A 19,316-nucleotide genomic window follows, 5' to 3' on the forward strand; every position below is an offset into this window, starting at 1 on the left:
ACACCGCTAACCGATCCTGAATGCCTCGGTCACCACCCGATCCATCGGGATATCGTGCGGCTGCGGGTAGATGGTGGCGATGCGCTGCAGCTCGTAGCCGACGCCGATGACCAGGGGCTTGAACGGCATCGCGGCCAGCGTGCGGTCGAAGAAGCCGCCGCCATAACCCAGGCGGTAGTTCTGGGGATCGATGCCGACGATCGGTGAGATGACGATGTCCGGCAGCACCGGATCGCCCTCGGCTGGAATCGGGATGTTCCAGACGCCTTTCTCCAGCCTGTCGCCCGGCGCGTAGGTGCGAAAGGTCAGCGGGTGCCCTTTCTCGACAACGATGGGCAGGGCGGTGCGGCCGCCGCGTGCATTGACGGACGCCATCCATGGCCGCAAGTCCGGCTCGCCGCGAAACGGCCAGTAAAGACTGACCATGCGGCCGGCGATCTTGCCAATGATCGCGTCGAGGCCATCGGCGATCCGTTGCGACATGACCGTTCTCGCGTCGGCCGAAACGGCAAGGCGGGCCGTGATCAGGCGTTCGCGCTCGGGCTTGCGCCAGCGTCTCACATCGGTCCAGTCGCTCAGAGGCGCTCTGAATTCCGGATCGAGTTCATGCATGAAACAGGGCGGCGAAGAATACCGCGCCGGAGCGGCGTCGTCTCGATCGTTGGCCATGCCTCACCTCGTGGTGCCGTTTGAAGAACGCTATACCGGGCCACGGTGCCCGACATGTGCATTCACGACATTCGAAGGCGACTCCCGGGCAATCATCAAAGGATGGAGCGTTGTTGCAGTGCACAAAAATACCTACATCAGGTCAGATGCATTGGGGTGAATTGAGATGAACCAAGCCAGCCATCATGTCGTCGTCGTCGGCGCGGGTTTCGGCGGTCTCGAATTCACACGTGCGCTTGGCGGTGCGCCGGTGCGCATCACCATGATCGACAAGCGTAACCATCACCTCTTCCAGCCGCTGCTCTACCAGGTGGCGACCACGGCGCTGGCGACATCCGAGATTGCCTGGCCGGTCCGCCATCTGCTGCACAAGCGTAAGGACGTGACGACATTGCTCGCCAATGTCGTCGGCGTCGATCGCGCCGGCAAACGCGTGCTGCTCGAAGACGGCAGCGCGGTCGCCTACGACACGCTGCTGCTCGCCACCGGTGCCCGCCATGCCTATTTCGGCCATGACGAGTGGGAGCCTTTCGCGCCTGGCCTGAAGACGCTGGAGGACGCCACCACGGTTCGGCGGCGCATACTTCTGGCTTTCGAGCAGGCCGAGCGGGAGACCGATCCCGCCAAACGCCAGGCGCTGCTGACCATTGCGATCGTCGGTGGCGGGCCGACCGGCGTGGAACTGGCCGGCACCATCGTCGAGCTGGCACATGACACGCTGCATGGCGAGTTCCGCAACATCGATACACGCGACACGCGCGTGGTGCTGATCGAGGCCGGTGACCGTATTCTGGCCAATTTCGCACCGAAGCTTTCCGACTATGCCTCGAAGGCGCTCGAGCGGCTCGGCGTGACGGTCGAACTCGGCCGGGCTGTTACGCGTTGCGACGCCGAGGGCGTCGTCTTCGGCGACAAGCACCTGGCGGCGAAGACGATCCTGTGGGCGGCGGGCGTTGCCGCTTCACCGGCCGCCGAGTGGCTCGGCGCGGCGGCGGACCGGGCGGGCAGGGTGCTCGTCGAGCCAGACCTGACCGTCCCTGGCAGCCCGGAGATTTTCGTCATCGGCGATGCCGCTCATGTCCTGCGGCCTGACGGGCGGCCCGTTCCTGGAGTGGCGCCCGCCGCCAAGCAGCAGGGCCGGCATGTTGCCGCCACGCTGAAGGCGCGGCTTGCCGGCGACACCACCTCGCGCCCGTTCCACTATAGGCATGACGGCGATCTCGCCACGATCGGCAAGCGTGCCGCCGTGATCGACTTCGGCTGGATCAAGCTCACCGGCTGGGCGGCCTGGTGGCTGTGGGGGATTGCACACATCTATTTCCTGATCGGCTTTCGTAACCGGCTCGCCGTTTCGTTGAGCTGGCTATGGATCTACGCGACGGGTCAGCGCAGCGCGCGACTGATCACCCAGGGCGACGACGACAAGGGCTGATCTTCCCCGGCTGCGTATGTTCATCCGCGCCGGACGACAATTGGTCGTTCATGCCGCTGCCCGGAATCAGCGCCGTGTTCGAAACCGGCGCCAAGGCGAAGGATTTTATTGGGCGGGTGAAATCGCTGAAGATCGAACCGGCGGGTGAGGGCGAGGCAGGATTCGCGAAATACCGCATCCTGCTCTGACCACTTCCGTTCGAAGCTCGGTTCCATGCCGTCACCGCGGCGTCGATCTAATAAGCCTTGTAGACCACCTGGCGCACGTCGATGTAGCTGGCGCGGAATCCGGCCTCGCAATAGTGCAGGTAGAACTCCCAGAGCTTCTTGAAGCGGTCGTCGAAGCCGAGCGGGACGATCTTCTCCCATGACGCCCAGAACCGGTGGCGCCATTCGGCGAGCGTGCGGGCATAGTCGTCGGGAAACACGTGTTCGCGCAGATGGGCGAGGCCATGATCCCTGCCGAGCGCCTTGAGGATAGACGGCGTCGGCAGCATGCCACCGGGGAACACGTAGCGCTGGATGAAATCCGGCCTTGCGCGATAGGTGTCGTAAGAAGCTTCGTTGATGGTGATGATCTGCAGGCCAGCAGTGCCGCCGGGCTTCAGGCAGGCCTTCATTTTGCTGAAGAATAGTGGCCAGTATTTCTCGCCGACCGCCTCGAACATCTCGATCGAGGCGATGCGGTCATAGGTGCCGGTTTCGTCGCGATAATCCTGCAGCTTGATGTCAACCTTGTCGGCAAGTCCGGCCTTGGCGATGCGCGCCGTGGCGAAATCGTGCTGCTCGCGGCTGATTGTCAGCCCTGTCACCCGGCAGCCGATCTCGCGCGCCGCGAATTCGGCGAAGCCACCCCAGCCGCAGCCGATTTCCAGCACATGGTCCTTCGGATCGATCCCGATATCCTTCGCCAGCGCGCGATATTTGGCGGCCTGGCCGCTTTCCAGGTCGTTGGCACCGGTCGTATAGAGCGCCGAGGAGTAGGTCATGCTCGGATCGAGCCATTCCTTGTAGAAGGCGTTGCCAAGGTCGTAATGCGCCGAGATGTTGCGCCTCGAGCCGGTGCGTGTGTTCTGGTTGAACCAGTGGCGGATGCGCTGGACGGTGTTGATGAGCCAGCTGGTGCCGCCCGCGATACGCTCGCCGATGGCCGAATTGATCACGAACAGCTCCAGGAAGCTGGTCACGTCAGGGCTATCCCAATCGCCATCCATGTAGGATTCGGCAACGCCGATCGTGCCGCCGGAAAAGGCGCGGCCGGGCAAGCGCCAGTTCTTGAGCACCAGTTCGGCGTCCGGGCCGGGTCCCTTGCCGCCGACGAGGACGGCGCGGCCGTCCGGCATCCTGACCTTGAGCGAACCGCGCGGCAGGTTCATCGCCGCCGACAGCACCATGCGTGCCTTGGCCGGCAGACCTTTGACGATCTCGGCGAAATTGAATTCGTCGAGCCTGATCGCGTCGCTCAACGCCATGCCATGATGTTCCTTGTGTGCCATCTCACGCGCCCCTGACTTCCGCGGTGTCGGCGCAAATTGCCGAGCCCCGGTTCTCGCGGTTCATTCGCCAGGTTCGAACACCGTTGCGTGGTTCCGGCAGCTGACCGGTTCGGCGATCGGCGGTCTCGAACGAAGCGCGCGCCCTTTTTCGCCTGAGCTTCAGCGCTTCCCAGTGAATCCTTGCGACAATCTTCCACGTCATGAGGGGGAACTTCAAGAGGCAGGCTGCAAGCTGGGCTGTGCCAAGTGGGTGCTCTCGCCGGTGTGGATCTGCCTTTTGCACAGCAAAGGCCGAACGCGCCAAAAACGCCTATGGCTGCGGCATTGCGTGTGCGATAGATTTAGCCATGCGTTATGTAGTCGTCATTGCCGCCATCGCGTTTTTCCTGATCTGGGATGGCATATACAATCAGGGCCGGTATCTCGACTCAACGGTGAGGGGCGCCACGCACTTCGCGCGGTCCGTCACCAACAATATCTAACGTCTGCTCGAACGACCGGCGGCCGCGACATCCTTGTCGATTGACGCCGCCGTGCTGCCGTCACAAAAGACCTCCGGCATTTAGATCGAGGAGGCGGCTTTGATCCGGCATATCGTTTTCTTCAGCGCGCGGCGTAAGGAGGACGTGGAGGCGGTGCGCACCGGCCTGCTGGCGCTCGGCAACATTCCTCATTCCAGCCTTTTCGAGGTCACCTTGAACACCAAGGTGGACCCGCTGTCGGATGAGGTCGATGTGGTCGTCTATGCGGAATTCGCCGATGACGCCGCGCTGGCCGCCTACAAGGCGCACCCGCTCTATGCGCGGACCACCAGCAAGGTCAAACCACTGCGCGAGCTGCGCTACTCCGCCGATGTCGTCGCGGGGAGCTGATCGAGACCACGCTCCGGCCTTTCGACGTCCCATGAAATAGCCGGGTGGACCGGCCCGGATTGCGATCAAGTCTTGAACCGGTTTGCGGAATGATGCACATCGCGCCTGCATGACCCGAACCACAGCCACCGGCGCCCATCCGCTCGATCATCTGGTGCTGCCGACGCAGAGCCTCGATGTGGCGCGAGCCCGGCTCACCACGCTCGGCTTCGTCGTTGCACCGACCGGGGTCCATCCCTTCGGGACCGAAAACTGTTGTGTGTTCCTCGCCGACGGCACCTATCTCGAACCACTGGCTGTCGGCGATTCGCAGGCCGCGACGACGGCCATTGCCGAAGGCAATGTCTTCGTCGCGCGCGACCGCATCTATCGCGACAACCGTGGTGACGAGGGATTCTCCGCCATGGTTCTCTCTACCGGCAATGCCGATGCCGATCATGCGCGCTACCTCGAGGCCGGCATCTCGGCGGGGGACACGCTTAGCTTTTCGCGCGCCTTCACGGACCCGGCGGGCAAAAGCGACGTCGCATCGTTCAAGCTCGCCTTTGCGGCGGGAGCCAAGGCCACGGACGCTTTCCTGTTTGCCTGCGAGCGGGTCAACGCGCCTGACGTGGACCGTGCGGCTTTGCAGGCGCACGCCAACGGCGCCACTGGAATTGTCGAGATCGTAGCTGTCAGCGACCAACCTGCCGAACAGCATGGATTGATTTCGGTGGCGGTGGACAATCCGACCACCGACAGCCGGGGCGGCACATTTCACTTGCCGAATGCGGATCTGAGCGTGCTCGACCCAGCCTCTTTCACCGCGCGCTTTGGCCTGCCGGCCGGTGCGCCGACGGACCTTCGCTTCGCCGCGGTGGTCTTTTCGGTCCGGAGCGCCGATGTCACATCGCGGCTGCTTGCAGCCAATTCCATCCAACACGATATAGCGGGCAATGATATTGTCGTGCGGCCTGCACCCGGACAGGGCGCGGCCTTCATCTTCCGGGAGATCCCATGAGCATACCCCTGGCGCCCAATTCATCGGTAACCGTCGGCAATGTCGTCTTCGACAACAATGCAGCCTTGGCGCTGATCGCCGGCCCTTGCCAGTTTGAATCGCGCCAGCATGCCTTCGATATGGCCGGCGCGCTGAAGGAACTGACCGGCAAGCTCGGCATAGGCCTCGTCTACAAGACCAGCTACGACAAGGCCAACCGCACTTCGCTGTCGGCGACGCGGGGTGCCGGCATGGATGCGGCACTTCCCGTCTTCGACGAACTGCGCAAGGCATTTTCGCTCCCCGTGCTGACCGATGTCCACACCGAGGAGCAGTGCGCCATCGTCGCGCCGCATGTCGACGTCCTGCAGATTCCGGCTTTCCTGTCGCGCCAGACCGACATGCTGGTCGCCGCCGCCAAAACGGGCAAGGTGATCAACGTGAAGAAGGGGCAGTTCCTTGCCCCCTGGGACATGAAGAACGTCGTCGCCAAGATCACCGGCTCCGGCAACGCCAATGTGCTGACCACCGAGCGCGGTGTCTCCTTCGGCTACAACACGCTGGTCTCCGACATGCGCGCTTTGCCTGTCATGGCCGAGATCGGCGCGCCGGTGATCTTCGACGCCACCCATTCGGTGCAGCAGCCGGGCGGGCAGGGCGGCTCCTCGGGTGGTGAGCGCCGCTTTGTCGAGACTCTGGCACGCGCCGCCGTCGCCGTCGGCGTTGCCGGCGTGTTCATCGAGACCCATCAGGATCCGGATAATTCGACCTCTTCCGATGGCCCGAACATGCTGCCGCTGAAGGACATGCCGGCCCTGCTCGAGCGGCTGATGGCATTCGATCGCATCGCCAAGGGTCACTAAGCCAGGCACATCCTTCGCCGACTGTCGGCGCTTGTGATCGGCATAAGCCGACTGTACGCTTGCCCGGCAAATGAGCGTTTTGGCAGGAGGAAGCCATGTCCGTCGCCCGCGTCACCGAAATCACCTCGTCGTCGAACAAGAGCTTTCAGGACGCCATCGAACAGGGGATTGCGCGCGCATCGAAAACCCTGAAGAACGTCGAAGGCGCCTGGATCCAGGATCAGAAGATCGTCGTCGAGGACGGCAAGATTACCGCCTATCGCGTCAACATGAAGGTGACTTTCATCCTCGCGGAGTGACCGGCCCGCAGCCGAAAAAAGTCGGGAACTTTCGCCCGCGCCCCTCATTGTCCAAGCAGAGTTAACGACAATGAGGAGCAAGATCATGACAACCCAGACTGGCCACACCGAGGCCATCGCGGCTTCGCGAGTCATTGGCACGTCGGTCTACAACACCGAGGGCAAGAGCATCGGCAGCATCCAGGACGTCATGCTCGACAAGACGTCGAACGGCATCATGTTCGCAGTGATCGGTTTTGGCGGCTTCCTCGGCATCGGCGAGAAGTATCACGCGATACCGTGGGCAAGCCTGGACTACGACGAGGACAAGGGCGGCTATGTCGTGCCGTTCTCCAAGGAACAGCTGAAGGCCGCACCCGCCTATTCGATCAACGAACTGGCCGGCGCGGATGGTGAGGTGGCACGCGACGCGTCCTATGACTACTACAAGGTCACGCCTTACTGGCATTGATGCCTGCAAGCAAAAGGCCCCGTCGAGAGATCGACGGGGCCTTTTGGATTCGAGGCACACCTATCCGCTTATATGCGGCGCCGACAAGGGCGCCGCAGCCTTGGGCGGCGACTGCTGATTGTCGCACGACGTCAGAAAGGCCGCCGCGATCAGGAACAGACTCACGATACCACTCAACTGGGACATGGCGAAACTCCTCCTGTTTCGCCCCGCGCATCCGCACCATAGCCGGAAGCCGCTCTGCCGCACATGACTTATGATGACAGCGATTTGCGCTTCGTGAATCGTGATGCATGTCGCCCAAAAAGTGGCCCCGGTTTTGGGAGAACGACATGCATAAAAACAAACATCTAAAGCGCGGCGCCTGAATCCGTTTGAATCCGTTCAAACGCGACGCGCTTTAGGCTGACGCCACGGCAATAATTGCGAGCCGGCCGATTGCCTTTTACGGCACTTTGGCTAAGACGTGCGCGACGCTTCTTAAGATCAATCGAGGACATCGCAATGACCGCCATCATCGACATTGTCGGGCGTGAAATCCTGGACAGCCGTGGAAATCCGACCGTCGAGGTCGACGTCATTCTCGAAGACGGCTCGATGGGCCGCGCGGCGGTGCCGTCGGGCGCTTCGACCGGCGCCCACGAGGCCGTCGAACTGCGCGACGGCGGCGCCCGCTATCTCGGCAAGGGCGTGCTCAAGGCTGTTGAGGCGGTGAATGGCGAGCTGTTCGAGGCGATCGGCGGCATGGAAGCCGAAAATCAGATCCACATCGACCAGACCATGATCGAGCTCGACGGCACACCCAACAAGAGCCGGCTCGGCGCCAACGCCATTCTCGGCGTGTCGCTGGCGGTGGCCAAGGCCGCCGCCGAAGCAGCCGGCCTGCCGCTCTACCGTTATGTCGGCGGCACCAAGGCGCATCTCCTGCCGGTGCCGATGATGAACATCATCAATGGCGGCGCGCATGCCGACAACCCGATCGACTTCCAGGAATTCATGATCCTGCCGATCGGCGCGCCGACGCTGCGTGAAGGTGTCCGCTGGGGTTCGGAAATCTTCCACACGCTGAGGAAGAAGCTGAAGGATGCCGGCCACAACACCAATGTCGGCGACGAGGGCGGCTTTGCCCCGAATTTGAAAAGTGCGCCTGTGGCGCTCGATTTCATCATGGAATCGATCGAGCAGGCCGGCTTCAAGCCGGGCGAGGAGATTGCGCTCGGCCTCGATTGCGCCGCGACCGAGTTCTTCAAGGACGGCAACTACGTCTATGAGGGCGAGAAGAAGACGCGCGACCCCAAGGCGCAGGCCAAGTACCTGGCCAAGCTTGCCGCCGACTATCCGATCATCTCGATCGAGGACGGCCTGGCCGAGGACGATTGGGAAGGCTGGAAGTACCTGACCGATCTGATCGGCAAGAAGACCCAGCTGGTCGGCGACGATTTGTTCGTCACCAACACCGCACGGCTGCGCGACGGCATTCGCATGGGCGTTGCCAATTCGATTCTGGTCAAGGTCAACCAGATCGGCTCGCTGACGGAAACGCTCGATGCCGTCGAAACCGCGCACAAGGCCGGCTACACCGCCGTCATGTCGCACCGCTCGGGCGAAACCGAGGATTCGACCATTGCCGATCTCGCGGTCGCCACCAATTGCGGACAGATCAAGACCGGCTCGCTGTCGCGCTCCGACCGCATGGCCAAGTACAACCAGTTGATCCGCATCGAGGAAGAGCTCGGCAAGCAAGCAAGCTACGCCGGCAAGTCGGTGGTCAAGGGCTGATCCGTAAGCACGCTAACGTCGAATATCGGATGAAAGGGCGGGAGCATTCCCGCCCTTTTTCATTTCGACAGGGCCCCGCCGGTCATCCGTAACCGTCCGTTAAGCACAATCGAGCGAAAAAGATCGTGAGCCGCCTGAGTTCGCGGCCGAGAGGAATCGGGCGATGTGGACGCGTCAGCACAAGCAGAGAAACACCGGCCGGCTGATCATCCCCTCGCTCTGCGCGGCGTTTTTGGCTTATTTCGGCTTTCATGCCTATCACGGCGAATTCGGCATCTACTCGAAATACCAGCTGGAAGCCCAGACGGTAGCGCTGCAAGGCCAGCTCGATGCGATCAAGGCACGCCGCATGGAACTCGAGCGCCGCGTTCGGCTCATGCATGAAGGCACGCTTGAGAAGGACATGCTCGACGAGCAGGCGCGCAAGGCGCTCAATCTGTCCCAGGCAGACGAAATCACCATCATGTTGCCGTCCGTCGAGAAATAACTGATATCCAGTTAATCGGCAATATTTTCAATGATTTTAATCGCTTAGGTGCATGCCAGCTATGCAAATTCGGCATGGCGCAACGCTCTTACGCGTGTTAGCTTCCCATAAATCGATGGGGAGGAGCTCATCTCCCCAGAGCAGATTTCATCTGCTCTAATGTCCACAAAGAGACGCCAACAGGGAGTGATGCATGGCTACCGCCGCCAGAAAAGCGCCTGCCAAATCCAAATCCGACGGTAAATCGGGGCTTTCGGCCCCCAAGCCTGCCGAATTCACCAAGGACGAAGAGCTTGCCGCCTACCGGCACATGCTGCTCATCCGCCGTTTTGAGGAAAAGGCCGGCCAACTTTATGGCATGGGCTTCATCGGTGGCTTCTGCCACCTCTATATCGGCCAGGAAGCGGTCGTCACGGGCATGAAGATGGCGCTGATCGACGGCGATCAGATGATCACCGCCTATCGCGACCACGGCCACATGCTGGCGATGGAGCTGTCGCCGCGTGGCGTCATGGCCGAGCTGACCGGGCGTCGTGGCGGCCTGTCGCGGGGTAAGGGCGGCTCCATGCACATGTTCTCCAAGGAAAAGCATTTTTATGGCGGCCACGGCATCGTCGGCGCGCAGGTTTCGCTCGGCACCGGGCTGGCCTTCGCCAACCGCTACCGCGACAACAACAATGTCTCGCTGACCTATTTCGGCGACGGTGCGGCCAACCAAGGCCAAGTCTATGAAAGCTTCAACATGGCCTCGCTGTGGAAGCTGCCGGTGATCTACATCATCGAGAACAACCGCTATGCCATGGGCACCTCGGTTTCGCGCTCTTCGGCGGAAACCAACTTTTCGCATCGCGGCGCCTCGTTCAAGATCCCTGGCATCCAGGTCGATGGCATGGACGTGCGCGCCGTGAAGGCCGCCGGCGACCAGGCGACCGAATGGTGCCGCGCCGGCAACGGACCGATCATTCTCGAAATGCAGACCTACCGCTATCGCGGTCACTCGATGTCCGACCCGGCGAAATACCGCTCGAAGGAAGAAGTGCAGAAGATGCGCTCGGACCATGACCCGATCGAGCAGGTCAAGGCGCGGCTGACCGGGAAGAAGTGGGCGACCGAGGACGAGCTCAAGGCCATCGACAAGGAGGTTCGTGACGTCGTTGCGGACGCCGCCGAATTTGCCCAGAACGACGCGGAGCCGGATCCGTCCGAGCTCTGGACCGATATCGTATTGTAACGGGAGGGCAAGGACATGCCGATCGAAATTCTCATGCCCGCTCTCTCGCCGACCATGGAAGAGGGCAATCTTTCCAAGTGGTTGAAGAACGAGGGCGACAAGGTCGTCGCCGGCGATGTCATCGCCGAGATCGAGACCGACAAGGCGACGATGGAAGTCGAAGCCGTTGACGAAGGCACGCTGGGCAAGATCCTGATCGCCGCCGGCACCGAAGGCGTCAAGGTCAACACGCCGATCGCTGTTTTATTGCAGGACGGCGAAAGTGCCGGAGACATCGGCAAGTCCGCGGCTCCCGCCAAGGCGGAAGCGCCTGATAAGGCGGAGGCTCCAGCAGCCGAGGACAAGGCTGAGGCCGCAAAGCCCGCGGCCACGCCGGTCGCCGCCGCCCCCAAGACGGAAATCGCCGCCGATCCGGATATTCCGGCCGGCACGGAAATGGTCTCGACCACGGTGCGCGAGGCGCTGCGCGATGCCATGGCCGAGGAAATGCGCCGCGATGGCGATGTCTTCGTCATGGGCGAGGAGGTCGCCGAATACCAGGGCGCCTACAAGATCACGCAAGGCCTGCTGCAGGAATTCGGACCGCGCCGCGTCGTCGACACGCCGATCACCGAGCACGGCTTTGCCGGCGTCGGCGTGGGTGCCGCGATGGCCGGCCTGAAGCCGATCGTCGAGTTCATGACCTTCAACTTCGCCATGCAGGCGATCGACCAGATCATCAACTCGGCCGCCAAGACGCTCTATATGTCGGGCGGCCAGATGGGCGCTCCGATCGTGTTCCGCGGACCGAACGGTGCCGCCGCCCGGGTCGCCGCCCAGCACTCGCAGTGCTATGCCGCCTGGTACAGCCACATTCCGGGCCTGAAAGTGGTGATGCCTTACACCGCCGCCGACGCCAAGGGCTTGCTGAAGGCTGCGATCCGCGATCCCAATCCGATTATCTTCCTCGAGAACGAAATCCTCTACGGCCAGTCCTTCGACGTGCCGAAGCTGGATGATTTCGTGCTGCCGATCGGCAAGGCGCGCATCCACAAGACCGGCAAGGACGTCACCATCGTCTCCTTCGGCATCGGCATGACCTATGCGGTCAAGGCCGAGGCCGAACTGCGCGGCCTGGGCATCGACGTCGAGATCATCGATCTCAGGACCATCCGGCCGCTCGACCTCGACACCATCATCGCCTCGGTCAAGAAGACCAACCGGTTGGTCGTGGTGGAGGAAGGCTACCCGCAGAGTTCGGTCGGCGACCATATCGCCAACCAGGTGTCGCAGCGCGCCTTCGACTTCCTCGACGCTCCGGTGATCACCATTGCCGGCAAGGATGTGCCGATGCCCTATGCGGCCAACCTCGAAAAGCTGGCCTTGCCCAATATCGGCGAGGTCATCGAGGCGGTCAAAGCCGTCACGTATCGCTGAACCGGGCGGGAGGACAAAATGCCAATCAACATCACCATGCCGGCCCTGTCGCCCACGATGGAAGAGGGCAATCTGTCCAAGTGGCTGGTCAAGGAAGGCGACAAGGTTTCGCCGGGCGATGTCATTGCCGAGATCGAGACCGACAAGGCTACGATGGAAGTCGAGGCAGTCGATGAGGGCACGGTTGCCAAGCTTGTCGTTCCCGCCGGCACCGAGGGCGTCAAGGTCAACGCGCTGATCGCCGTGCTGGCTGCCGAGGGTGAAGATGCGGGCGCTGCCGCGAAAAGCGGTGGGGCTGCCGAACCAGCGAAAGCCGAGGCCAAGCAGGATAAAGCGCCAATCTCCCCACCCGTGGGGGAGATGTCGACCAAGTCGACAGAGGGGGGCGCTGTCCCGCAAACGTCTCATTCTGTCACGCCCGCCTCTGCCCTGCCGGGCATCTCCCCCACAAGGGGGGAGATTGGCCAATCGTCGGGCGACCGCACCTTTGCCTCACCCCTGGCGCGCCGTATCGCCAAGGAAGCCGGCGTCGACGTCTCCGCCGTGACCGGCACCGGCCCACATGGCCGCGTGGTCAAGGCCGATGTCGACGCGGCGATTGCCGGTGGCGGCGCCAAGGCGGCGCCTGCCGCCAAGGCTCCCGCCGGCGCTCCGGCGGCTGCCCCTGCCGTGAAGGCGATGTCGGACGATCAGGTGCTCAAACTATTCGAGCAAGGCTCCTACGACCTGGTCCCGCATGACAATATGCGCAAGACCATCGCGCGCCGTCTGGTCGAGGCCAAGACCACGATCCCGCATTTCTACCTGACGCTCGACTGCGAACTCGATGCGCTCTTGGCGCTGCGCACGCAGATCAATGCGGCGGCCCCGGTGAAGAAAACGGAAAAGGGCGACGCACCCACTTACAAGCTGTCGGTCAACGACATGGTGATCAAGGCGATGGCGATGGCGCTGAAGGCGGTGCCGGATGCCAATGCGTCGTGGACGGAAAGCGCCATGGTCAAGCACAAGCATGCCGATGTCGGCGTTGCGGTGTCGATCCCGGGTGGCCTGATCACGCCGATCATCCGCAAGGCGGACGAAAAGACGCTGTCCACCATCTCCAACGAGATGAAGGACCTGGCCAGCCGCGCGCGCAGCCGCAAGCTGAAGCCGGAAGAGTACCAGGGCGGCACCACGGCGGTGTCCAATCTCGGCATGTTCGGCATCAAGGATTTTGCCGCGGTCATCAACCCGCCGCATGCGACGATCCTGGCGGTCGGCGCCGGCGAAGAGCGGGCAGTGGTCAAGAACGGCGAGATCAAAATCGCCACCGTGATGTCGGTGACATTGTCGACCGACCATCGCGCCGTCGACGGTGCGCTCGGTGCCGAACTGCTGGTCGCCTTCAAGCGGCTGATTGAGAACCCGATGGGCATGCTGGTCTAGGAAGGGAGAGGGCGGTGCGGATAGTCTTCACCAGCCTTTTTGCCTTCATGATTGGCTGTTCGTGCGCTGGCGGTTGAGACGCGGTTTGATTAACGCACAGGTGGGCGCATGAAGACGGTTCTTTGCTACGGCGACTCGCTGACCTGGGGCTACAACGCCGAAGGTGGCCGCCACCCGCTTGAAGACCGCTGGCCAAGCGTGCTGCAGGCGGGGCTCGGCGGTGCCGCCGAAGTCATTGCCGAAGGCCTCAATGGCCGCACCACGGCGTTCGATGATCATCTGGCCGGCGCCGATCGTAACGGCGCCAGGCTGCTGCCGACGATCCTGACAACGCATGCGCCGATCGATCTGATCGTCTTCATGCTCGGCGCCAACGATATGAAGCCGTGGATCCACGGCAATCCAGTCGCGGCCAAGCAAGGCATCCAGCGTCTGATCGACATCGTGCGTGGTCACGACTACCCGTTCGACTGGCCGGCGCCGCAGGTCCTGATCGTGTCACCGCCCGTGGTCAGCCGCACCGACAATGCCGAATTCAAGGAAATGTTTGCCGGCGGTGACGATGCTTCGACCCGTCTGGCGCCGCTCTACGCTGCCCTTGCCGACGAGGTTGGTTGCGGTTTCTTCGATGCATGCACGGTGGCGCAAACCACCCCGCTCGACGGCGTCCACCTCGATGCCGAAAACACACGAAACATCGGCAAGGCGCTGACGCCGCTCGTGCGCGTCATGCTGGAACTGTGAATCAAGGAGAAAAATCGTGGCTGAGAACTACGACGTCATCATCATCGGCTCCGGCCCCGGCGGCTATGTCACGGCGGTGCGTTCCGCCCAGCTCGGTTTCAAGACGGCGATCATCGAGCGCGAGCATCTCGGCGGCATCTGCCTCAACTGGGGCTGCATCCCGACCAAGGCGCTGCTGCGCTCGGCCGAGATCATGCATTATTCGGATCATCTGAAGGATTACGGGCTGAAGCTCGACGGAAAGGTCAGCGTCGACACGGCTGCCGTGGTCGACCGCTCGCGAAAAGTCTCGCTGCGGCTCAATGGCGGCGTTGCCTTCCTGATGAAGAAGAACAAGGTCGACGTCATCTGGGGCGAGGCCAAGCTCTCGAAACCCGGCGAGGTTGTCGTGTCGAGGACCGCCAAGAAGCCGATGGAGCCGCAGCCGCCGGTGCCGAAAGGCGTCAAGGGCGAGGGCACCTATACCGCCAAACACATCATCCTGGCGACCGGTGCGCGGCCGCGCGCGCTGCCAGGCATCGAGCCGGACGGCAGACTGATCTGGACCTATTTCGAGGCCATGGTGCCGAAGGAGATGCCGAAGTCGCTGCTGGTCATGGGATCAGGCGCCATCGGGATCGAATTCGCCTCCTTCTACCGCACCATGGGCGCCGACGTGACGGTGGTCGAACTGCTACCGGCGGTGATGCCGGTCGAGGACGCCGAAGTCTCGAAATTCGCGCAGAAGCAGTTCGAGAAGCAAGGCATGAAGATCATCCTCGAAGCCAAGGTGAGCAAGGTCGAGAAGGGTGCCAACTCGGTCACTGCCCATGTCGAGATGAAGGATGGCAAGGTCGAGAAGATCACCGCCGACCGCATGATCTCGGCCGTCGGCGTGCAGGGAAACATCGAGAATCTCGGGCTTGAGGCACTCGGCGTGAAGACCGAGCGCGGCTGCGTCGTCGTCGACGGCTACGGCAAGACCAATGTGCCGGGCATCTACGCCATCGGCGATGTCGCCGGCCCGCCAATGCTTGCCCACAAGGCCGAGCATGAGGGTGTGGTGTGCGTCGAAAAGATCGCCAATTTCCCCGGCGTGCATGCCACCGACAAGCTCAAGATTCCAGGCTGCACCTACTGCAATCCGCAGGTCGCCTCCGTCGGCCTGACGGAAGCGAAGGCCAAGGCGGAGGGCAAGGATATCCGGGTCGGGCGCTTCCAGTTCGTCGCCAATGGCAAGGCCATCGCGCTGGGCGAAGACCAGGGCTTCATCAAGACCATCTTCGACAAGAAGACTGGTCAGCTGCTCGGCGCGCACATGGTCGGCGCCGAAGTGACCGAACTGATACAGGGGTTTGTCGTGGCGATGAACCTCGAAACGACCGAGGAAGAGCTGATGCACACCATCTTCCCGCACCCGACGCTGTCGGAAATGATGAAGGAAAGCGTGCTCGACGCCTATGGTCGCGCGCTGAACGCATGATAGATTGGCCGCACGAGACTCAATCGCGCAAACTGCGGGATCTCGGCGGCAAGGCAGTTCGCTTCCGGATGCATTTTCACTCGTGCAAGGAGAGGACATATGGACGTGAATGGCGTGGGCTGGATCGCAGCCATCATCATCGGCGGGCTGGCGGGTTGGTTTGCCGAGATGGTCATGAAGAGCAACACCGGCATCCTTATGAATATTGTTATGGGCATCGTCGGCGCGGTCGTGCTGAACGCCATTCTGCAGGCACTCAATTTCGGCCCGTTCGGCGTCGGCTGGACTGCCTATCTAATCACCGGCTTTATCGGCGCCTGCCTGCTGATCTGGGCTGGGCGTCTGGTGCGCCGTTAACACCGCTGAATATCCGCTATGCGAAAAAGGCTGTTGCGGCATGCGCCGCCGCGGCCTTTTTCTTTGCGCTGAAAAGCCTTAGATGACGTTATGACAGCGAACGCCCGACTGGCGATCGCGAACGAACCAGGTTTCCCGATGGTCACTGTCCTCGATACGATTGCCAACGCACCGCGCTTGCGGCATCCGGAAAAGGCGCACAAGCCTGACCAGGACGTGCTGCGCAAGCCCGACTGGATCCGCGTCAAGGCGCCGATGTCGAAGGGTTATGCCGAAACGCGCGAAATCGTGAAGTCGAACAGGCTGGTGACGGTCTGCGAAGAAGCCGGCTGTCCCAACATCGGCGAGTGCTGGGAGAAGAAGCACGCCACCTTCATGATCATGGGCGAGATCTGCACGCGCGCCTGCGCGTTCTGCAACGTCGCCACCGGCATTCCGACCGCACTGGACCCCGATGAACCGGCTCGCGTAGCGCACGCTGTCAAGCAGATGGGTTTGACCCATGTCGTCATTACCTCGGTCGACCGCGACGATCTCGCCGATGGCGGCGCACAGCATTTCGCCGAAGTTATCCGCGCCATCAGGGCGGCAACGCCGTTGACGACGATCGAAATCCTGACGCCCGACTTCCTGCGCAAGGAAGGCGCGCTGGAGGTCGTCGTGGCGGCCAAGCCCGACGTCTTCAACCACAATCTGGAGACCGTGCCGTCGAACTATCTGACGGTTCGTCCGGGCGCCCGCTATTTCCATTCGATCCGGCTGCTGCAGCGGGTCAAGGAACTCGACCCGTCGATCTTCACCAAGTCCGGCATCATGGTGGGTCTCGGCGAAGAGCGGAACGAAATCCTGCAGCTGATGGACGATCTGCGTTCGGCCAATGTCGACTTCATGACCATCGGTCAGTATCTGCAGCCGTCGAAGAAGCACCATCCGGTGATCCGCTTCGTCACGCCGGAGGAGTTCAAATCCTTCGAGACGATCGGCCGGACCAAGGGTTTCCTGCTGGTGGCGTCGAGCCCGCTGACGCGCTCGTCGCATCATGCCGGCGACGATTTCGCCAGGCTGCGCGCGGCACGGGAAGCGCAACTTCAGAAATCGGTCTAGCGCTGGTTGCATGCCGAAATTCGAAGCCACCCGCCGCGTATCCCACACGCCGGACCAGATGTTCGCGCTGGTCGCCGATGTAGAATCCTATCCGCAATTCCTGCCGCTTTGCGAGGCGCTGACGGTTCGCTCGCGCAAGGAGCGTGACGGACGTACCGTTCTCCTCGCCGACATGAGCATCGGCTACAAGGCGATCCGCGAAACCTTCACCACGCAGGTGCTGCTGAAACCCGACGAGAACACCATCGACGTGAAATACATCGATGGCCCGTTCAAATATCTGAGCAATGTCTGGCGTTTCGAGCCCGACGGCAACGCCGGCTGCACGGTCCGCTTCTTCATCGACTACGAGTTCAAGAGCCGCATTCTGGGCGCGGTGATGGGAACCATGTTCGATCGCGCCTTCCGCATGTTCGCCGAGGCTTTCGAGAAGCGCGCCGACGTCATTTATGGTGCAGCACCCTCGGCCTGACGTTGGCCAAGCACACGCAAACCCAGTTCCAACGCGTGCCGGACCGTTTCACGGCGGATGAAATCGCGACCTTTGTCGGCAAAGATCTTGTGTTCGGCGGTCACGGTCTGGCCGTCCAGGCCGAAGCCGAACCAGACCAGGCCGACAGGTTTTTCCGCCGAACCGCCGCCGGGCCCGGCGATGCCGGTGACCGCAAGGGCGAGCCCGGCGCGCGAACGGGCAAGCGCGCCTTTCGCCATCTCAATCGCCGTCTCGCGCGAAACCGCGCCGTATGCCTCAATCGTGGCGGCGGAAACACCGAGCATGTCCATCTTGGCTTCGTTGGAATAGGTGATGAAGCCGCGATCGACCACGGCGGAGGAGCCGGCGATGTCGGTCAACGCGGCGATGATCATGCCGCCGGTGCAGCTTTCCGCCGTCGCCAGCATGATGCCGCGCTTCTGGCAGGCTTGCAGCAAGGCATTTGCCAACTCGTTGTTGCTCATTCCGGCACCTCGCCGGGAAACACCACGCTGGCGGTTGCGATCGCCGCTATGCCTTCCTCGCGCCCGACAAAGCCGAGCTTCTCGTTGGTTGTCGCCTTGATCGAGATGCGGTCCGGTGAAATTGCCAGCATCCGCGACAGAGCCGCGGTCATCGCGTCACGATGCGGGCCGACACGCGGCGCTTCGCAGATCAGCGTGATATCGGCATTGGCGATGCGTCCGCCGCGCTCGCGCACCAGCCTTGCCGCATGCTCGACGAATATCCGGGACGCAGCGCCTTTCCACTGCGGGTCGGACGGCGGGAAATGCGTGCCGATGTCGCCGGCGCCGCAAGTCGCCAGCAGCGCATCGGTCAGGGCGTGCAGGCCGACATCGGCGTCGGAATGGCCGGACAGTTTCTTGTCATGCGCAATGGCGACGCCGCACAGGGTGACATGGTCGCCGGGCTCGAAGGCATGGACGTCGTAACCATTGCCGGTCCGGATGTCGGGAAAGCGCACGCGTTCGCCGGAAAGTCTCTGATCCGCCATCGCAATATCCCGTGCCCAGGTGAGTTTCACATTATCCGGCGAGCCCGGAACGATCCTGACCGGAATATGCGCCCATTCGGCGATCGCGGCGTCGTCGGTGAAATCCATTTTTCTCAGATGATGGGCTTTCTCGTGCGCGGCAAGAATGGGCCAGAACGGAAAGCCCTGTGGCGTTTGCGCCGCGTGAAGCCCGCTGCGGGAAACGGTTTCTCCGACCACGCCAGAGGCCGACTCACGTTTCAGCGTGTCGGCGACGGGCAGGGCAGGCAACGCCCCCTCGCGCTCGCCGATGGCAGCGATCGTGCGGTCGATAAGGTCCGCGTCGACGAACGGACGGACGGCGTCGTGGATCAGAACCCGCCCTGGCGCGTGGCTTCTCAGCGCAAGCAGTCCCAGCCGGACCGATGCCTGCCTGGTCGCCCCGCCCATGATGAGGATGACCCGTTCGGCGTTGGCGCCCACCGCCTGCAGGAACAGTTCGTGGTCGTCGGCATGGATGGCGACAACAACCTCGCCGATTCGCGAGTGGGTCAGAAAAATTTCCATTGTGTGCGCGATGACGGCATAGCCGCCAATGTGTTGATATTGCTTCGGCCCATTGGCCTGTCCGGCACGCGCGCCGCGGCCGGCCGCAACGATCACCACGGCGACCTTGCCATCCTCACTTGAAACGCGATTTTCACTTGCGTCAGTCATGTTGACTGGTCCTAACGTACGATCCCGAAAAGTGTAATCGGTTTTCGGAAAGATCATGCGCTAAG

General features: G+C 62.3%; 23 protein-coding genes. 18 read left to right on the top strand and 5 right to left on the bottom strand.

Features of this window, described 5'->3' with window-relative positions:
* Positions 1-6: 6 nt before the first annotated feature.
* Positions 7-669, bottom strand: a complete 663-nt coding sequence (locus NKH19_RS15445) for a 5-formyltetrahydrofolate cyclo-ligase (RefSeq protein WP_352868381.1) — start codon at positions 667-669, stop codon at positions 7-9.
* A gap of 166 nt (positions 670-835) precedes the next feature.
* Between NKH19_RS15445 and NKH19_RS15450 the strand changes: the two genes are divergently transcribed.
* Both NKH19_RS15450 and NKH19_RS15455 read left to right on the top strand, forming a co-directional pair.
* Complete coding sequence (locus NKH19_RS15450; protein WP_352868383.1) at positions 836-2,101, top strand: NAD(P)/FAD-dependent oxidoreductase; 1,266 nt, start codon at positions 836-838, stop codon at positions 2,099-2,101.
* A gap of 50 nt (positions 2,102-2,151) precedes the next feature.
* Positions 2,152-2,289: a hypothetical protein gene (locus NKH19_RS15455; protein ID WP_352868568.1), complete on the top strand. Its 138-nt coding sequence runs from the start codon at positions 2,152-2,154 to the stop codon at positions 2,287-2,289.
* A 47-nt stretch (positions 2,290-2,336) separates the two neighbouring features.
* Here NKH19_RS15455 and NKH19_RS15460 read toward each other — a convergent pair whose 3' ends face one another.
* Both NKH19_RS15460 and NKH19_RS15465 read right to left on the bottom strand, forming a co-directional pair.
* Complete coding sequence (locus NKH19_RS15460) at positions 2,337-3,596, bottom strand: class I SAM-dependent methyltransferase (protein WP_352868386.1); 1,260 nt, start codon at positions 3,594-3,596, stop codon at positions 2,337-2,339.
* 1 nt (position 3,597) lies between these two features.
* Positions 3,598-3,879 (bottom strand): DUF1365 family protein, encoded by a 282-nt coding sequence (locus NKH19_RS15465; RefSeq protein ID WP_352868560.1) that lies wholly within the window; start codon positions 3,877-3,879, stop codon positions 3,598-3,600.
* A gap of 64 nt (positions 3,880-3,943) precedes the next feature.
* Between NKH19_RS15465 and NKH19_RS15470 the strand changes: the two genes are divergently transcribed.
* From NKH19_RS15470 to NKH19_RS15545, 16 genes are all read left to right on the top strand, one after another.
* Positions 3,944-4,078 carry a hypothetical protein gene (locus tag NKH19_RS15470; RefSeq protein ID WP_352868389.1) on the top strand — a complete coding sequence of 45 codons (135 nt, stop codon included), beginning with the start codon at positions 3,944-3,946 and terminating at the stop codon, positions 4,076-4,078.
* Between the two features lie 99 nt (positions 4,079-4,177).
* A complete protein-coding gene (locus tag NKH19_RS15475) occupies positions 4,178-4,468 on the top strand; it encodes a Dabb family protein (RefSeq protein WP_352868392.1) in 291 nt (96 codons plus the stop codon).
* Between the two features lie 109 nt (positions 4,469-4,577).
* Positions 4,578-5,468: a VOC family protein gene (locus tag NKH19_RS15480; RefSeq protein WP_352868395.1), complete on the top strand. Its 891-nt coding sequence runs from the start codon at positions 4,578-4,580 to the stop codon at positions 5,466-5,468.
* A complete protein-coding gene (gene kdsA / locus NKH19_RS15485; protein ID WP_352868397.1) occupies positions 5,465-6,310 on the top strand; it encodes a 3-deoxy-8-phosphooctulonate synthase in 846 nt (281 codons plus the stop codon). Before NKH19_RS15480 ends, kdsA begins: the two co-directional genes overlap by 4 nt.
* 95 nt (positions 6,311-6,405) lie before the next feature.
* A complete protein-coding gene (locus NKH19_RS15490; RefSeq protein WP_352868399.1) occupies positions 6,406-6,609 on the top strand; it encodes a dodecin family protein in 204 nt (67 codons plus the stop codon).
* A gap of 85 nt (positions 6,610-6,694) precedes the next feature.
* The gene (locus NKH19_RS15495) at positions 6,695-7,060 is read left to right on the top strand and encodes a PRC-barrel domain-containing protein (RefSeq protein ID WP_352868401.1); all 366 of its coding nucleotides are present in this window, start codon (positions 6,695-6,697) and stop codon (positions 7,058-7,060) included.
* Positions 7,061-7,564: 504 nt separating this feature from the next.
* Complete coding sequence (gene eno / locus NKH19_RS15500) at positions 7,565-8,839, top strand: phosphopyruvate hydratase (RefSeq protein WP_352657940.1); 1,275 nt, start codon at positions 7,565-7,567, stop codon at positions 8,837-8,839.
* A 163-nt stretch (positions 8,840-9,002) separates the two neighbouring features.
* Positions 9,003-9,326 (top strand): FtsB family cell division protein, encoded by a 324-nt coding sequence (locus NKH19_RS15505; RefSeq protein WP_352868403.1) that lies wholly within the window; start codon positions 9,003-9,005, stop codon positions 9,324-9,326.
* A 193-nt stretch (positions 9,327-9,519) separates the two neighbouring features.
* Positions 9,520-10,557 carry a pyruvate dehydrogenase (acetyl-transferring) E1 component subunit alpha gene (gene pdhA / locus NKH19_RS15510; protein ID WP_352868406.1) on the top strand — a complete coding sequence of 346 codons (1,038 nt, stop codon included), beginning with the start codon at positions 9,520-9,522 and terminating at the stop codon, positions 10,555-10,557.
* A gap of 15 nt (positions 10,558-10,572) precedes the next feature.
* A complete protein-coding gene (locus tag NKH19_RS15515) occupies positions 10,573-11,973 on the top strand; it encodes a pyruvate dehydrogenase complex E1 component subunit beta (protein WP_352868409.1) in 1,401 nt (466 codons plus the stop codon).
* 18 nt (positions 11,974-11,991) lie between these two features.
* Positions 11,992-13,401, top strand: a complete 1,410-nt coding sequence (locus NKH19_RS15520; RefSeq protein WP_352868412.1) for a pyruvate dehydrogenase complex dihydrolipoamide acetyltransferase — start codon at positions 11,992-11,994, stop codon at positions 13,399-13,401.
* Between the two features lie 108 nt (positions 13,402-13,509).
* Positions 13,510-14,145 (top strand): SGNH/GDSL hydrolase family protein, encoded by a 636-nt coding sequence (locus NKH19_RS15525; protein ID WP_352868415.1) that lies wholly within the window; start codon positions 13,510-13,512, stop codon positions 14,143-14,145.
* A 16-nt stretch (positions 14,146-14,161) separates the two neighbouring features.
* On the top strand, positions 14,162-15,607 hold the full coding sequence (gene lpdA / locus NKH19_RS15530) for a dihydrolipoyl dehydrogenase (RefSeq protein WP_352868418.1): 1,446 nt from the start codon (positions 14,162-14,164) through the stop codon (positions 15,605-15,607).
* A gap of 99 nt (positions 15,608-15,706) precedes the next feature.
* Positions 15,707-15,964 carry a GlsB/YeaQ/YmgE family stress response membrane protein gene (locus NKH19_RS15535; protein WP_352868420.1) on the top strand — a complete coding sequence of 86 codons (258 nt, stop codon included), beginning with the start codon at positions 15,707-15,709 and terminating at the stop codon, positions 15,962-15,964.
* A 138-nt stretch (positions 15,965-16,102) separates the two neighbouring features.
* The gene (gene lipA, locus NKH19_RS15540) at positions 16,103-17,068 is read left to right on the top strand and encodes a lipoyl synthase (protein ID WP_352868562.1); all 966 of its coding nucleotides are present in this window, start codon (positions 16,103-16,105) and stop codon (positions 17,066-17,068) included.
* 10 nt (positions 17,069-17,078) lie between these two features.
* The gene (locus tag NKH19_RS15545; RefSeq protein WP_352868423.1) at positions 17,079-17,540 is read left to right on the top strand and encodes a type II toxin-antitoxin system RatA family toxin; all 462 of its coding nucleotides are present in this window, start codon (positions 17,079-17,081) and stop codon (positions 17,538-17,540) included.
* Here NKH19_RS15545 and NKH19_RS15550 read toward each other — a convergent pair.
* Both NKH19_RS15550 and NKH19_RS15555 read right to left on the bottom strand, forming a co-directional pair.
* Positions 17,516-18,025, bottom strand: a complete 510-nt coding sequence (locus tag NKH19_RS15550) for a CinA family protein (RefSeq protein WP_352868425.1) — start codon at positions 18,023-18,025, stop codon at positions 17,516-17,518. The genes NKH19_RS15545 and NKH19_RS15550 overlap by 25 nt on opposite strands.
* Entirely contained in the window at positions 18,022-19,251 is a 1,230-nt protein-coding gene (locus NKH19_RS15555) for a bifunctional 2-C-methyl-D-erythritol 4-phosphate cytidylyltransferase/2-C-methyl-D-erythritol 2,4-cyclodiphosphate synthase (RefSeq protein ID WP_352868427.1), read from the bottom strand. Before NKH19_RS15555 ends, NKH19_RS15550 begins: the two co-directional genes overlap by 4 nt.
* Positions 19,252-19,316: the final 65 nt, after the last annotated feature.

The organism is Mesorhizobium sp. M1338 (assembly GCF_040318045.1).
Taxonomy (GTDB): Bacteria; Pseudomonadota; Alphaproteobacteria; order Rhizobiales; family Rhizobiaceae; genus Mesorhizobium.

Bases quoted from the DNA above. Each gene is read 5' to 3' on its own strand.
- NKH19_RS15445 (WP_352868381.1), bottom strand. From the start codon at position 669: ATGGCCAACGATCGAGACGACGCCGCTCCGGCGCGGTATTCTTCGCCG.
- NKH19_RS15450 (WP_352868383.1), top strand. From the start codon at position 836: ATGAACCAAGCCAGCCATCATGTCGTCGTCGTCGGCGCGGGTTTCGGC.
- NKH19_RS15455 (WP_352868568.1), top strand. From the start codon at position 2,152: ATGCCGCTGCCCGGAATCAGCGCCGTGTTCGAAACCGGCGCCAAGGCG.
- NKH19_RS15460 (WP_352868386.1), bottom strand. From the start codon at position 3,596: ATGGCACACAAGGAACATCATGGCATGGCGTTGAGCGACGCGATCAGG.
- NKH19_RS15470 (WP_352868389.1), top strand. From the start codon at position 3,944: ATGCGTTATGTAGTCGTCATTGCCGCCATCGCGTTTTTCCTGATCTGG.
- NKH19_RS15480 (WP_352868395.1), top strand. From the start codon at position 4,578: ATGACCCGAACCACAGCCACCGGCGCCCATCCGCTCGATCATCTGGTG.
- kdsA (WP_352868397.1), top strand. From the start codon at position 5,465: ATGAGCATACCCCTGGCGCCCAATTCATCGGTAACCGTCGGCAATGTC.
- NKH19_RS15490 (WP_352868399.1), top strand. From the start codon at position 6,406: ATGTCCGTCGCCCGCGTCACCGAAATCACCTCGTCGTCGAACAAGAGC.
- NKH19_RS15495 (WP_352868401.1), top strand. From the start codon at position 6,695: ATGACAACCCAGACTGGCCACACCGAGGCCATCGCGGCTTCGCGAGTC.
- eno (WP_352657940.1), top strand. From the start codon at position 7,565: ATGACCGCCATCATCGACATTGTCGGGCGTGAAATCCTGGACAGCCGT.
- NKH19_RS15505 (WP_352868403.1), top strand. From the start codon at position 9,003: ATGTGGACGCGTCAGCACAAGCAGAGAAACACCGGCCGGCTGATCATC.
- pdhA (WP_352868406.1), top strand. From the start codon at position 9,520: ATGGCTACCGCCGCCAGAAAAGCGCCTGCCAAATCCAAATCCGACGGT.
- NKH19_RS15515 (WP_352868409.1), top strand. From the start codon at position 10,573: ATGCCGATCGAAATTCTCATGCCCGCTCTCTCGCCGACCATGGAAGAG.
- NKH19_RS15520 (WP_352868412.1), top strand. From the start codon at position 11,992: ATGCCAATCAACATCACCATGCCGGCCCTGTCGCCCACGATGGAAGAG.
- NKH19_RS15525 (WP_352868415.1), top strand. From the start codon at position 13,510: ATGAAGACGGTTCTTTGCTACGGCGACTCGCTGACCTGGGGCTACAAC.
- NKH19_RS15535 (WP_352868420.1), top strand. From the start codon at position 15,707: ATGGACGTGAATGGCGTGGGCTGGATCGCAGCCATCATCATCGGCGGG.
- lipA (WP_352868562.1), top strand. From the start codon at position 16,103: ATGGTCACTGTCCTCGATACGATTGCCAACGCACCGCGCTTGCGGCAT.
- NKH19_RS15545 (WP_352868423.1), top strand. From the start codon at position 17,079: ATGCCGAAATTCGAAGCCACCCGCCGCGTATCCCACACGCCGGACCAG.
- NKH19_RS15550 (WP_352868425.1), bottom strand. From the start codon at position 18,025: ATGAGCAACAACGAGTTGGCAAATGCCTTGCTGCAAGCCTGCCAGAAG.
- NKH19_RS15555 (WP_352868427.1), bottom strand. From the start codon at position 19,251: ATGACTGACGCAAGTGAAAATCGCGTTTCAAGTGAGGATGGCAAGGTC.